The following is a 12,676-nucleotide window of genomic DNA, read 5'->3' on the forward strand; positions in this document are numbered from 1 at the left end:
CCGTGCAGGTGAGGCGCGCCGCAACTTCCGTTTCAGTGCATCGGCCAAGTCCCAACGCCGTTGCGGCTGTGGGCAGCGTCGCAGGGTGAGTCCAGAGGCAACAATTCAGGTGGCACCAGCCCACACTAACACTTGCGGTTTTCTCAAAGGCGGCAAAAAACTGAGACCTTCCGCGCTCGCACAAAGGATGGTCCGTGTTGTGAATATTGTGGTTGAAGACCCCGACGGCAAGATCCACAAAATATCGTGCCGCAAAGGTCTATCTCTTATGGAAGCAATCAGGTGGTCTGGATTGCCGCTCAGATCTTCTTGTGGAGGTGCCATGGCGTGTGGCACGTGCCACGTTATTTTGGACGAGCAAAGCTATTCCAGAGCGGGAGAGCCAAGCAGAGAAGAAAATAGCGTCATGGATACAGTATTCAATGTTACGCCGACATCGCGGCTATCCTGCCAGATTGTTGTCGCAGACAGCTTGGATAATATCCGCGTAAAACTATTAGATCCCTGGGCCTAGCAGGCCATTTTAAAATGGCAGAACTGGACCAATGCTCATTTTATTGTGTGGAGCATGTGCAGATCGATTCAACGGCTATCGTACTTTCCGTCTCAAGACCAAGATGCCCAGGGAGGATAAAACGGTGGCCATTTATCAGAGCATGCAGCGGGTGCGTTTCTCTAGCCCAGACGATTACAAAAAATTTCAAACCATTTTTGCTGACGTCCGCATTCACTTAAAAAAACTTCCCGGATTTTTGCACCTGACATGGTGGGTGCATAACGATGACCCATGCTGGTACAACGAAATAAGCCTCTGGACCAGCTTCGATGCGCTCAGGGACTGGCACATGAACACCTATCATAAGCACGCGAAAGAGTGGGCTGTGAGGAGTGGTGCTATCATGGAGGACATAATCGCGAATTTCGAGTTCAAAAATGCTCGATTGATTCGTGTGTGTCCGAATTGCGCCCATATTCAAGATAAGCCATACGAAATCAATATGGAGCAGGAAGCGCTGAGCCAGCCCTGCCCAAAATGCGAATTCACGTTTCCAGTCATGCGGGAGACTACTAACAGCACGGCGGTATTCAAAGACGTCGTGATGCCTCTGCAGGATCTGTCTTCGAAGGAAGCTGCGACAGCTTCATAACTGGCGAACGCATCGGCTACGGAGGGTGTTGACCGATCCGTAGCCGACTCTAACACTTCAAAAGAACATGCTCTATTCGCCCAACCGCCTGGGAAATTTGCTCTTCTGTCAAAGGCGTGTAGCCTAACATCACGTCGCGAGGGTTCGCCGGCGAGAAGGATTTGCAAATCGGCGACCCCCCAACCGGGTAGATGCCGACGCCAGCATCTTTACACTTAGAAGCGAGATCCTGTGCGGAGGGATGGTTCGGCCCAAGCGCCCATATGAGATGCATGCCGCCTTCCTCTCCAGATATCCTGCTTTTCGGAAATGCTTTCAGAAGACCGGCAATTAACGTATCGCGTCGAGCCAAGTATTGCCGTCGCATTACAGCAATGTGCCTCTCGAATGCTCCCGAGCGAATGAGCTGCGCAATTACGGCTTGCGATAGTGTGGGTAGGCCGTTGCTCATCACCGCCTTAAGATCGTTGGCCGCGTCGGCGAGATGCTGGGGAAAGACGACGTAGCCCACTCGCAATCCAGGGCCGATAGACTTAGAAAAGGTACCAAGATATATGACGCGATTGGACTGATCTAAAGCCGAAAGAGAAAAGAGCGGCGATGAATTATATCTAAAGTCGCCATCGTAGTCGTCCTCGATAACGTAGGCGTCTGATTTGTAAACCCATGAAAGAAGCTTTTCACGTCGCTCGAGCGACATCGTCATTCCATATGGAAACTGATGTGATGGCGTTACGTAAATAAGCCTGGCTTCTTTTGGCCAGTCGTCGACGACAATTCCCTCATGATCTACAGCGGCAGGAATGAGTTTTACGCCCGACGTTTCAAAGGCGATGGCAGCGCCATGGTAACAAGGGTCCTCAACTATGGCGCTGCTGTTGGGCTGGCTCAAAAGACGGACCACAAGATTCAATCCGTCCTGAGCCCCAGAGACAATTATGATCTGATTTTCCGAGCAGACTATGCCGCGTGTTTTTCGAAGGTGCTCGCGCAAAGCAATTCGGAGGTCGAGATATCCGCGAGGATCCGGATACTCGCTGATCACGCGGGCGTGGGCGGCGAAATTTTCAAACATCAAGCGCTGCCAAGCCTTTTGAGGAAACAGCCTGTGATCAGGTCGGCCAATGCTGAAATCCAGCTCGGGGCGTTGGTGCGAAGGGATATACAAATTCGGGTTGATGTGTGCGAAAGCCATGTCGGTGGCCGGCGGAGTAGGTAGCCTGTCAGAGGAGTGAGACCCGCCTGCGGTATCTACGTGAATCGCCAGCCGAGGGTTAAGTTCGCAGACAACCGTGGCCGATGATTGTCTTGTTTCCAGATAACCTTCCGAGTTCAGTTTTTCATAAGCGAGCATAATGGTTCGCCGAGCTACGCCGAGTTGTTCGCTTAGCTCTCTAGACGATGGCACACGCGTGCCGCTCGACAGAAACCCTCGATCAATCAAGTCCCGTATCTGCGAAACGATTTGCGATTGGATCGGCACCTCTGACGCGCGGTCTATTAAGATTGGAAGCTGCATTTTTTTACATCCCCAGTCCAGCTTTGCACCGAACATGCCACGTGCGGCACCTCTGGCAACCCATTTGAAAATCGAACGGGTGATGAAAAACCGAGCAGCCCTCTGAAGCTGTCACATTCGTAATGTTGAAGGCGCTTTCGTGTAACGAAAGTCCGTGCAGTGCGCGACCAAGCTTACATTGCCTGTAAGAAGGAGTGGCGACGGTCAGAAAGCACCGCGTTTTGTTGGTCTTTATCGGCTCCGGCGCGATGGTGTTCTGGACCAACTGTTCTTTTCCTAGGTGGATCACTGAGTCGAACGCTTGTTTGGACATAATCCAATCATGAAATGCTTTGGGGTCTTCATTTGTTTGTCGAGGACACTTGAATGAAAGATTGTCTTATCGACGATCACGAGTTCACGAGTATCGACATTCGCAATGAGACGTACTGCAGATTGATGTCCCTTCCGATTGCAGTTCATGTGGCAAGTAAGGGTGTTCAGAATTTTGACGGCTCAGTTTCCATTCCGATCACTTTCGCGCTCCTGTCTGAACTTAAAAGCCTGCACGATGATCCAGATACGGCAATTCAAGCGCTGCTGATGCGATAAGTAACAAATATAACCTGGGCAATTTGAGCCTGGCGCACACATAAACGCGGGATGGCATGGCAAACAAGTTCATTGCGGAGAAAGGTGAGCAACGAAGTGGCGGTGTTGCCCCGGCCGGCGGCCGCAAAAATGCTCAGGATAAGCCGTCCAGCTCGAAATCGGCTGCCAGCGGGTACAGCCGCCGCGATTTCATTGGCACGGTCGCCAAATCTGCTGGCGTTGCCTGCATCGCGGCCGTTGCACTCGATCAATACATCCGCACCGCGCGCGCAACCGATGCCAAAGCCCTGCGCCCACCCGGCGCTATCAAGGAAGAAGATTTTCTCTCCGCGTGCGTACGATGCGGATTATGCGTCCGCGCTTGCCCCTACGACACCTTGAAGCTTGCGACACTCGGCGATCCCGCAGCGCTCGGCACACCATTTTTCATCGCGCGCGAATCCCCGTGCTTCATGTGCGCCGACGTTCCGTGTGCTAAGGCATGTCCAACCGGCGCACTCGATCGCGACATCGCCGACATTCGCGATGCCGACATGGGCGTATCCGTGCTGGTCGATCACGAGACCTGCCTCAACTACAAGGGCATGCATTGCAGCATCTGCCACCGCGTCTGCCCGATCCGCAACGAAGCGATCACGCTTGAAAAGCAGACAATCAACGGCCGCGCGATGATCATCCCGACCGTGCATTTCACCAAATGCACCGGCTGCGGAACATGCGAAAAACACTGTGTGCTGGAGGAAGCTGCCATCCGCGTGCTGCCACGCTCGCTCGGTCAGGGCAAAGCCGGTCGCAACGCCGCCGGCAGACCGCTAACCGGCCATGGCCAGTTGAAGCGTGATCTCTAATGCGCATGCCATTCACCAGAGCAAACATCCACGCATTCGGCGAGTGGATCACATCGGAACCGCGCAGTTACGCCGCCACGCGTCGCGGCTGGCTGTTTGCACATCGCATCTGGTTGCTGCGGCGCCTGTCGCAGACGCTGGTGCTGGCGCTGTTTCTTGTCGGCCCGTGGTACGGTATCTGGCTTGCGAAAGGTAACTTCGCATCGAGTGAAATTCTCGGAGTGCTGCCGCTGGCCGATCCGTTCATCTTCGCTCAGTCACTATTTGCATTACACAAGCCCATTCTGCTCGCCGTCATCGGCGTCGCCACCATCGTCGCGCTGTATCTGCTCGTCGGTGGGCGCGTCTATTGCAGTTGGGTCTGCCCCGTCAACGTCGTCACCGACAGCGCCTACTGGCTGCGCGACAAGCTCGGCCTGACGCGCGATCGCAAGCTTGATCGGCGCACCCGCATCTGGGTGCTTGTCGGCGCGCTGCTGGCCTCATTCATGACCGGCACCATCGCGTGGGAGTTCCTGAATCCGGTCAGCCTTTTGCAGCGTGGCATCATTTTCGGCATCGGCGCAGGCTGGGGAATCATCGCCGCCGTGTTCATGCTGGATCTGTTCGTCACTCGCCGCGGCTGGTGCAGTCATCTGTGCCCGGTCGGCGCATTTTACGGCCTGATCGGTGCTCAAAGCCTCGTGCGTGTCAGCGCCCTGCAACGCACAGCGTGCACCGACTGCGGCGCCTGCTTCAAGGCCTGCCCGGAGCCGCATGTCATCATGCCGGCGCTGAAAGGCAAGGGCACGCATCTTATTCTGTCGGGTGATTGCACCAACTGCGGCGCGTGCATCGATTCCTGCTACGTCGATGTGTTTCAATACGGCAGCAGACTATCGCCCAAGCATGCCGCGCCTGAAGCCTATATCAACGCGCCCGCGACGCCATCGCGGATGCCGGCAGCAGCAACAGCTGCTGAGTGATCTTGATTCCTCTGCAATGGTGCCATTGACTGCTACTTAGAAGGTCAACACCTTGCCGCGACCTCGCGCGGCGTGAGCAGTACGCCCGTAGGATATTGCTGGGACATACAGGTTCACCCGTTTAGAGCTGGGGGTTCAGGAATTTTTTTCTTTGGCAGACGTCGTTGTGGTGCCAGGGGCGTCGGAACTTTTAGTCCGTGACTTCAAGTATTTTGCGTGCTCGTTCGAGGATGGCATTGCGCGCCTTTACTTCCGCGATCCCGCTCTACCTAAGAGCAAAACCCGGCTCTGCAGTTTGACGCGCTTCAACGCGCCGGCTGCCATCAAGTTTTCACTGATCCGGCCAGCACTGGATCAGGTTGTTGCCGAGTTGAGGGCTGGGGATGTGCTGGTTACGTGGAAGCTCGACTGGCTTGGGCGCAGCCTCTCGTACTTGATATCGCTAATATCGCAGCTGGAAGCGCGCGGCGTCGCCTTCCGCAGCCTATCGGAAGCAATTGACACTGGGTCGGCAGGCGGCCGCCTTCTCTTCCACATCATGGCGCGCTGGCGGAGTTAGCGTGCTCTTATCAGCGAACGCACAAGGGCCGGGATGGCTGCAGCCAAGTCGCGCGGTGCTATCTTGGGGAGGCCTTCAAAGCTTTCCAGGGCTGACATCGTTTCGGCTCGCCGGTCGATCACTCACGCTGGGCGATCGATTCGCGACGTCGCGACCGGACTCTCAGTTTCGAGAGCAACGCTCAGCGCGTGGTCATTCGGTCGTTAAAAAAGTGAGCCTGGAATAGCCGTCGCTGCAGAAGTTTGAGCAGCCAAGGGAGACGCGTGCCGTGGCGCTGTGCGTATCGGATCACGGCAAGGCCTCCCACAACGAGAAGCCACCTCAGGTAATGATCACCGCGTTTCGATATCTTGCCGAGGCGCTCCTTGCCGCCGCTAGTGATTGTTTCGGCACCAGGCCGATGAAGGCCGCGAAGCTCCTGCCGTTTTTGAAGTTTGAAGCGTCGCCGACGGAGGCAACGAGCGCGCTAGCCGCGAGCGGTCCGATGCCGGGGATTGTTGCCAGACGCATGCTCGCTTCGTTCGACCTGTGCCACGCCATCACTTGCCGGCCGAGCTCGAGGATCTGGCCTTGTAACAGTCGATATTGATCGACCAGACACATCAGCGCGCGACGCGTCACATCTGTGATGCGATCATCTTCGCCAGAGACGATCATGTCGATCAGTCGAGAGAGCCCGATTCGGCCGATGCTCTCGATGATGTCGAACTCCGCGAGGTGGGCGCGGATCGTGTTCCCCATCCGCGTGCGATGCGTGATCAGCGTGGATCTGGTTCGATGCAGCACCAGCACGCTCTGCTGCTCGATAGTCTTCGTCTCGGCAAACCGCATGTTGGGTCGGGTGACGCCTCGCATATTGCCTCGGCATCAGCTTCATCGTTCTTCTGCGTCTTCACATAGGGTTTCACGTATGCCGGCGGCATAAGGCGAACCTGATGACCGAGCTTCCGGATCGTGCGCGCCCAATAGTGCGCGGTTGCGCAGGCTTCAATGCCGACAAGACAGGGCTCGAGTTTTACGAAGAAGGCCTCGACCTGCGCACGACGAAGCTTACGGCTAAGAACCCTTTCGCCATGAGCATCGACGCCGTATGCGTGAAAGACGTTCTTCGCGATATCGATGCCGACTGTTGCTGGCTGCACCATCTGACTTCCCGCGCCTGGCGCGGAATACGGTTAACCGCTGCCAGCTTATCGGCCAGGGCGCGGCGGCTAGCGCGGAAACGATAGCAACTACGCCGTCCAAGTCATCAACAAGCTGCTCGACATCGCATCCGCCCGGAACGATGCGCCCAGCTGCACATTCAAAGCTCAGGCCCTACGGCGATGGAGCGCGTGGATGAAAGCTTTAGTTTGGCACGGAAAACAGGATATCCGCTGCGATACTATGCATGGAGCGCGCATGTCCCCACATCACGCATCTGTGCCGAGGTACCAAGAATTACTATTGAAATTTGTCGAGGCCTCAGCGCTTTCGTTCACCGTTCTGGCAGCGGCCCTCTTCGGTGCCAGCGCTGTTGCTTCTCAACTCGGTCTAGGCCTGCTCTCTCGTCATATGATCGAGCACATGGCTGTGCTGGGGATTGCTGCGCCGCTTTGCGCATATGCCTTGCAATCAATCTCAATTGCCTGGAGCGGCGCGCGATTTGTTCTGGCTGTGATCTGTCAGATTGCGTTGCTGTGGATTTGGCATCTGCCGCCAGTTTTCTCCTCGGCCAGTGACAGTCTGCTCCTGCACGCCGTCATGGGTGTATCGCTCTACATCGCGGGCGTGCTGTTTTGGAGCGCGGTTTTCAGCAGCACAAAGGCCAATCGCTGGCAATCGGTGATGGCACTTCTGATCACGGGCAAGCTGTTCTGCATGTTCGCCGTGATCCTCGTTTTCTCGCCGCGCCTTCTATACGATCTTGCAGCTCACACCCATCACAGCCAAGCAATGGGTGGCATCGAGGATCAGCAGTTCGCAGGACTGATCATGATTACCGTCTGCCCACTGACATACGTTGCAACGGGCATCGTGATGGCGGCGCGCTGGCTTCTCGCGCTCGAGGAAAGCGATCGCCATATGGCGGAGACGGCTTTCGATATGCGCTGCTGATCGCCCCAAAAGTTCAGATCAAGTGGAACGCTTCGGGAAATTCTCAGTTTCCGTCTAATCATCTTGAAGGCCCCGACGGACCGAGGTTGATGGTTGCGCTCGTAAAATTCATTCACATTTCCTCCATCGCCGTTTGGGTCGGCGGCTTGGTCGTGCTGCCCGCAATCTACGCCCAGTTAGGGGCAAGCACGGATAGGGGGCAGCATGTTGAAGCGATGCCGCGTCTCCAAGAGGCGATGAAATTCACGTATGTCGCAGTCCTATCCCCTGCGGCCTTCGTGGCGGTCGCGAGCGGTATCTTTCTCGTCTTTCAGAGTACCGTTGTTGCCCCATGGTTCGGACTTAAGCTTGCGCTCGTTGCTGGGCTTGTGATCGCGCACTCCCTCGCAGGTCTAACCGTCGCCCGCCAGTCGGAAGACTGGCACCCAAATCTGACATGGAGGTCCTATGGCGCGACGGTCGTGAGCGTCCTGCTTGCTGCCGCGGTGATTGCGTTGACCCTTTGGAAGCCTTCGCTACCAGCCAGCATTCTTCCCGCCGCATTGAGCGAGGCCGGTGCACTCAAGGGCATCTTCGATCAAATCAATCCTTGGCACCGACCATGAGGCCGATGCCGTGATCAAAAATGAGTTTTCCGCCATGCCAGCCTGCAAGTCCGGTGACGATGGTAGCGAGCCCCGACAGCAGCAGCCCGTGGGGAAGGACTGCATCGTCAATTGTTATGCGCACAAGCCAATTGGCACCTGCAATGGCGATGAGCAGCATCGCAGCCACGCCGTGCGCCCAACTCGCTGCGCGCATGCGGATGCCGGACACGAACAAAAGCTCCAAGGTTCCGACGAAACCGGCAAAGACACCCGTCGCGAAGGCAAAACCTGCCGACCAGATGCCGACGCGAACCCAGAACGGATCCGCCGTCCACCAATAGAAGAGGTCGACGCCGAACGTGGCGATAACGAGCGCGATGGGAAAATGCACGCTCATCGCATGTATGGGATGTCCTGCCACGGCGACGGCAGAACTCAGGTCCGCGCTGTCGGATCCCGGCGACACAACGCGTTCTTCAAGTTCTTCAGACCGCGTATCGTCGCCTTTGCTCGTCTCGGCCATGCGCTTCTCCTTTCGGCAATAAGGTCCAAAGCCGGCGCAATGTTCCCGATGTTCGCGGCTGCGGGTGTTTCCGGTTGCTCGGGCGATCTTTCAACGCTTTCGCCGGCCGGCCCGGTCGCAGGATCCATCGCGACGCTATGGTGGGTCATGGCGGCAGGTGCCGCGCTCATCTTCCTGATCGTTATGGTGCTGTTCCTGCTGGTGTGGCTGCGTCCGAACTTTGGGCGATCGTTCAGCCAGCGCGCGTGGATACTGGGAGGTGGCCTAGCCTTTCCCATCCCCTTGCTCGTGCCTCTGCTGGTCTATTCCTTTCAGCAAGGAGAAATACTGCTTCACATCGGCGGCCCAACGGAGACGCCGGTGCGTATCGAAGCCCGTGCCCGAATGTGGCAATGGGAGTTCATCTACCTCGATGAGGATACGGCGCCCTCCACTGTCGGGGTGCTGCACATCCCCGCCGGGGCACTCGTTAAAGTTACGGCAACCAGCGAAGACGTCATTCACAGCTTTTGGGTACCTCGCCTAAGCGGCAAGGTCGATGCAATCCCGGGGCATCGGGCGCGCGTACGGTTCCTAGCAAACACTCCCAACACCTATCGCGGCGCCTGCGCCGAGTTCTGTGGTTCGGGTCATGCTGGAATGTTGTTTTCTGTGCAGGTCCACAAGCCGGAGGACTATGCGCGCTTGATCAAGGCGGCTCGCGATACATCGCTTCGCGCATCTTTGGCGCAGGTGCATCCATGAGGGCGAACAAGCCCATGCTATCGCCGATCAGGCTGCATAAGGATTTGTCGGCAATCTGGGATACCCGGCCCGGTCTCCAGCGGCTTGCCTCTGTCAATCACACCACGCTGGGTAAGAGGTTCATCGTCACTGCGATCGTTTTTTTCGCGATCGGTGGCGGCCTCGCGATGCTGATACGCGCACAACTCGCAACGTCGCAGAGCGCGTTCATGGAAGCGGGGCTGTACGCGCAGATTTTCACCATGCATGGAACAGTGATGATGTTCCTGTTTGCAATTCCACTGTTTGAGGGATTTGCGATCTACCTATTACCCAAGCTCGTCGGTGCGCGTGACTTCGCGTTCCCGCGGCTCACCGCATATAGCTACTGGTGCTATCTGTTTGGCGGATCGATGCTGATCGTCGGCATGCTGGCGGGCGTTGCTCCCGACTCCGGCTGGTTCATGTACACGCCGCTGTCCTCGCGCACGTACATGCCCGGCATCAACGCTGATCTCTGGCTTCTCGGCATCACCTTTGTCGAGATCTCCGCGATCTGCACCGCTGTCGAGATAGCGGTGAGCGTCCTAAAGGTGCGCGCGCCCGGCATGTCGCTCGACCGGATGCCCATCTTTGCTTGGTACATGCTCATCGTCGCCTTCATGATGCTGGTTGGCTTTCCGCCGCTAATCCTCGGATCGATCCTGCTGGAAGTGGAACGGGCCTTCGACCTTCCGTTTTTCGATCCGAAGCGCGGCGGCGACCCGCTGCTCTGGCAACACCTGTTTTGGCTGTTCGGCCATCCCGAGGTGTACATCATCTTTCTGCCTGCAGCTGGGCTCGTCTCAACTTTTCTGCCCGTATTCGCAGGCCGCCCTCTAGCCGGATACATAGCTGTCGTCATTGCAGTGATCGCCATGGGGTTCCTGTCGTTCGGCCTGTGGGTGCATCACATGTACGCCACTGGCATCCCGCATTTGGGGCTAAGCTTCTTTGCTGCCGCCAGCGTTCTCGTCGCGGTGCCTACAGCCGTACAAATCTTCGCGTGGATAGCGACGCTGGCGCACGGCACGCCCCGCTTCTCCCTGCCGATGCTCTACGTGTTCGGAATGTTCTTCGTGTTTGTGATTGGCGGATTGACCGGCGTGATGCTCGCCATCGTGCCGTTCAACTTGCAAGCGCATGACACGCATTTCGTTGTAGCGCACCTTCATTACGTACTGATCGGAGGGTTCGTGCTTCCGATGATCGGTGCAGCATACTACTGGCTGCCGCATATAACCGGGCGGCGGCCTTCGCGCGTTATGTCGAACATCGGGTTCTGGACGATCTTCGCCGGCTTCAACGTGACGTTCCTTGCCATGCACCTGACCGGGCTCAAGGGCATGCCCCGCCGCGTACATACCTATCTTCCCGAGTACGGATGGGAGGCATTAAACTTTCTGTCGTCATTCGGCAGCTTCATCATGGCTATCGGCTTCGCAATCGCGGCGCTCGATCTTCTACTTATCGTCCGTTTCGCACCGCGCAGCACCAGAAATCCATGGAAGGCGGCGACGTTGGAGTGGGCTATGCCAATTCCGCCCCCATCGTATAATTTTGCATCCCTGCCGAAGATTTTTCGCCGCGCCGATACGCTTGAGCCAAGCACAATGGCCGCTGAACTGGCCGGAGGGATGGGATATCTCGCCTTTACCCGCAACGGGCAGATGGAAACACTCGGGGTGGAAATGGTTGGCGGAAACACCGAACAGGTCATCGTCCTACCGCGCCAAACGTATCTCCCGCTCATTACCGCAGCAACGACCGGCGTGTTCTTCCTGCTGATGCTGTTCAAATTTTACTGGCTCGCTTTAGTTGCCATCCCGCTAGTCGTTATCTGTTTCCTGTTCTGGACGCGTGATACGGGCCTTCGTGCTGACGTCGGACCTGTTCCGATTGGACACGGAATCGTAGCGCCCTATCATTCTGAAAGTGCGGATGCGCCATCCTCGTGGGCTATGGCGTTCACGCTAGTGGCCGATGCGATGCTGTACGCCTCGCTGCTGTTCGGCGGCTTATTCCTGTGGGCATCGGCGCCGAACTGGCCGCCAGCCGAACTGCCGGCATTAGGGGTGGTCTTGCCCATCGGCGTCGTGGCTGCCGCGCTCGCTGCCATGGCGTCGGGAATTCTCGCCTTACGCAACGTGGGCGGCGCGGTTTCTATCCCGGCTCTGGCGCTCTGCGCAGCTTGTCATGCGATTGCATTGGCGTGCTTGTTCACCCTTGCAGTCACAGGCATTCCTTCATTCACGCAGCATGCTCTGTCTGCCGTGATCATGGTGGTGATCATCTATCTTGCCGCGCATCACGCAATGGGCGTGGTCTTCGCATTGTTTGGCGTTGCGCGGATGATCAGCGGTAAAGTATCGGCAAGGCGCACGCTTGATTTGCGCATCGGCAATCAGTGGCACCTCTACACAGCGGGCGCGAATTTTATCGGCGTCCTATTCATGGTGGGACTGATTGCGATCGCCGGAACGGGCGCAGCGCCATGATCTTTCCATCCGGCCGTCTTGTTCATGTTGCGGCAGGATTTTCAGTCTGGGCAATAATCTTTGCGCTCATTTATGGGATGCAAGGCGTCGGTTGCCGGCTCGACTGGGACAAAGTCATCATTCTCGACACAATCAGCCTGCAGCGCGTGCAGCTTGTTGCACTCTACGTTGCTGGATTGTGTGTGCTGATGACGATCTACGCCTGCCTGTCAAAGCATAAAGGTAGGCCTGAGCAGAACGCGCCCCGCAGGTTTGTGACTGCTGTTGCCGTCTACGGTGCCCTGGCCGCTTTCGCAGCGGGCGGCTTATCGTTTGTCGGTGTGATGTGGCTTACAGCGTGTTGAGAATCGCAGCTTTTCGCACGCGACGCACAAATGTCCGCTTCAACGATGCTATCACATTAGTGCGAATTTGAAGTGCCGCATTGCTGCCGAATGACAGCGAGTGCCACGAATCCGATGACAAGGAATTGTGCGGTACATGGGAATTTTGTTTGAACGCTTCGCGCAGGAAGACGTTGGGGATTAAAAGGAGATCCCATTATGCGCGCGTTCATGCACTTCACTATCCTTGCACTCA

The 12,676-nt window shown here is 56.8% G+C and carries 13 protein-coding genes; 10 read left to right on the forward strand and 3 right to left on the reverse strand.

The annotated features are described in order from the left end of the window. The first annotated feature begins 545 nt into the window (after positions 1-545). Positions 546-1,148, forward strand: a complete 603-nt coding sequence (locus tag QEZ49_RS07855; RefSeq protein WP_280385744.1) for an antibiotic biosynthesis monooxygenase — start codon at positions 546-548, stop codon at positions 1,146-1,148. Positions 1,149-1,197: 49 nt separating this feature from the next. On the opposite strand, the gene QEZ49_RS07860 is transcribed toward QEZ49_RS07855, so the two are convergent. Next, complete coding sequence (locus tag QEZ49_RS07860; protein WP_280385746.1) at positions 1,198-2,703, reverse strand: PLP-dependent aminotransferase family protein; 1,506 nt, start codon at positions 2,701-2,703, stop codon at positions 1,198-1,200. A gap of 611 nt (positions 2,704-3,314) precedes the next feature. On the opposite strand from QEZ49_RS07860, the gene napG reads away from it, so the two are divergent. The 3 genes from napG to QEZ49_RS07875 all read left to right on the forward strand — a co-directional run bounded on the left by napG (position 3,315) and on the right by QEZ49_RS07875 (position 5,630). Beyond that, positions 3,315-4,106, forward strand: coding sequence for a ferredoxin-type protein NapG (gene napG, locus QEZ49_RS07865; RefSeq protein ID WP_280385748.1), 792 nt, complete (start codon positions 3,315-3,317; stop codon positions 4,104-4,106). Then, positions 4,106-5,071 (forward strand): quinol dehydrogenase ferredoxin subunit NapH, encoded by a 966-nt coding sequence (gene napH, locus QEZ49_RS07870; protein WP_280385750.1) that lies wholly within the window; start codon positions 4,106-4,108, stop codon positions 5,069-5,071. The genes napG and napH overlap by 1 nt, the downstream gene beginning before the upstream one ends. Before the next feature lie 151 nt (positions 5,072-5,222). Next, a complete protein-coding gene (locus QEZ49_RS07875; RefSeq protein ID WP_280385752.1) occupies positions 5,223-5,630 on the forward strand; it encodes a recombinase family protein in 408 nt (135 codons plus the stop codon). A gap of 321 nt (positions 5,631-5,951) precedes the next feature. Here QEZ49_RS07875 and QEZ49_RS07880 read toward each other — a convergent pair whose 3' ends face one another. Further along, positions 5,952-6,461, reverse strand: a complete 510-nt coding sequence (locus tag QEZ49_RS07880; protein ID WP_280385754.1) for a transposase — start codon at positions 6,459-6,461, stop codon at positions 5,952-5,954. A gap of 104 nt (positions 6,462-6,565) precedes the next feature. Between QEZ49_RS07880 and QEZ49_RS07885 the strand changes: the two genes are divergently transcribed. The 3 genes from QEZ49_RS07885 to QEZ49_RS07895 all read left to right on the forward strand — a co-directional run bounded on the left by QEZ49_RS07885 (position 6,566) and on the right by QEZ49_RS07895 (position 8,332). Beyond that, entirely contained in the window at positions 6,566-6,859 is a 294-nt protein-coding gene (locus QEZ49_RS07885) for a hypothetical protein (RefSeq protein WP_280385756.1), read from the forward strand. A gap of 109 nt (positions 6,860-6,968) precedes the next feature. Beyond that, complete coding sequence (locus QEZ49_RS07890; protein WP_280385758.1) at positions 6,969-7,727, forward strand: cytochrome c oxidase assembly protein; 759 nt, start codon at positions 6,969-6,971, stop codon at positions 7,725-7,727. A gap of 89 nt (positions 7,728-7,816) precedes the next feature. Continuing rightward, positions 7,817-8,332 (forward strand): CopD family protein, encoded by a 516-nt coding sequence (locus QEZ49_RS07895; protein ID WP_280385760.1) that lies wholly within the window; start codon positions 7,817-7,819, stop codon positions 8,330-8,332. Here the strand turns inward: QEZ49_RS07895 and QEZ49_RS07900 are convergent. Next, the gene (locus QEZ49_RS07900) at positions 8,310-8,837 is read right to left on the reverse strand and encodes a DUF2231 domain-containing protein (RefSeq protein ID WP_280385762.1); all 528 of its coding nucleotides are present in this window, start codon (positions 8,835-8,837) and stop codon (positions 8,310-8,312) included. The genes QEZ49_RS07895 and QEZ49_RS07900 overlap by 23 nt on opposite strands. A gap of 48 nt (positions 8,838-8,885) precedes the next feature. On the opposite strand from QEZ49_RS07900, the gene coxB reads away from it, so the two are divergent. From coxB to QEZ49_RS07915, 3 genes are read left to right on the forward strand one after another with little or no spacing between them, the layout of a single operon-like run. Next, entirely contained in the window at positions 8,886-9,581 is a 696-nt protein-coding gene (gene coxB, locus QEZ49_RS07905; protein ID WP_280385763.1) for a cytochrome c oxidase subunit II, read from the forward strand. A gap of 14 nt (positions 9,582-9,595) precedes the next feature. Beyond that, positions 9,596-12,097: a cytochrome c oxidase subunit I gene (ctaD, locus tag QEZ49_RS07910; RefSeq protein ID WP_280385765.1), complete on the forward strand. Its 2,502-nt coding sequence runs from the start codon at positions 9,596-9,598 to the stop codon at positions 12,095-12,097. Then, positions 12,094-12,441, forward strand: coding sequence for a hypothetical protein (locus QEZ49_RS07915; protein ID WP_280385768.1), 348 nt, complete (start codon positions 12,094-12,096; stop codon positions 12,439-12,441). The genes ctaD and QEZ49_RS07915 overlap by 4 nt, the downstream gene beginning before the upstream one ends. The last annotated feature ends 235 nt before the right edge of the window (positions 12,442-12,676 follow it).

This window comes from Hyphomicrobium sp. D-2 (genome assembly GCF_029872155.1).
Lineage (GTDB): Bacteria > Pseudomonadota > Alphaproteobacteria > Rhizobiales > Hyphomicrobiaceae > Hyphomicrobium_A.

What these genes read in the sequence shown, in the direction of transcription:
- QEZ49_RS07855 (WP_280385744.1), top strand. Translation starts at nt 546, where the DNA reads ATGCTCATTTTATTGTGTGGAGCATGTGCAGATCGATTCAACGGCTAT.
- QEZ49_RS07860 (WP_280385746.1), bottom strand. Translation starts at nt 2,703, where the DNA reads ATGTTCGGTGCAAAGCTGGACTGGGGATGTAAAAAAATGCAGCTTCCA.
- napG (WP_280385748.1), top strand. Translation starts at nt 3,315, where the DNA reads ATGGCAAACAAGTTCATTGCGGAGAAAGGTGAGCAACGAAGTGGCGGT.
- napH (WP_280385750.1), top strand. Translation starts at nt 4,106, where the DNA reads ATGCGCATGCCATTCACCAGAGCAAACATCCACGCATTCGGCGAGTGG.
- QEZ49_RS07880 (WP_280385754.1), bottom strand. Translation starts at nt 6,461, where the DNA reads ATGCGGTTTGCCGAGACGAAGACTATCGAGCAGCAGAGCGTGCTGGTG.
- QEZ49_RS07885 (WP_280385756.1), top strand. Translation starts at nt 6,566, where the DNA reads ATGACCGAGCTTCCGGATCGTGCGCGCCCAATAGTGCGCGGTTGCGCA.
- QEZ49_RS07890 (WP_280385758.1), top strand. Translation starts at nt 6,969, where the DNA reads ATGAAAGCTTTAGTTTGGCACGGAAAACAGGATATCCGCTGCGATACT.
- QEZ49_RS07895 (WP_280385760.1), top strand. Translation starts at nt 7,817, where the DNA reads ATGGTTGCGCTCGTAAAATTCATTCACATTTCCTCCATCGCCGTTTGG.
- QEZ49_RS07900 (WP_280385762.1), bottom strand. Translation starts at nt 8,837, where the DNA reads ATGGCCGAGACGAGCAAAGGCGACGATACGCGGTCTGAAGAACTTGAA.
- coxB (WP_280385763.1), top strand. Translation starts at nt 8,886, where the DNA reads ATGTTCGCGGCTGCGGGTGTTTCCGGTTGCTCGGGCGATCTTTCAACG.
- ctaD (WP_280385765.1), top strand. Translation starts at nt 9,596, where the DNA reads ATGCTATCGCCGATCAGGCTGCATAAGGATTTGTCGGCAATCTGGGAT.
- QEZ49_RS07915 (WP_280385768.1), top strand. Translation starts at nt 12,094, where the DNA reads ATGATCTTTCCATCCGGCCGTCTTGTTCATGTTGCGGCAGGATTTTCA.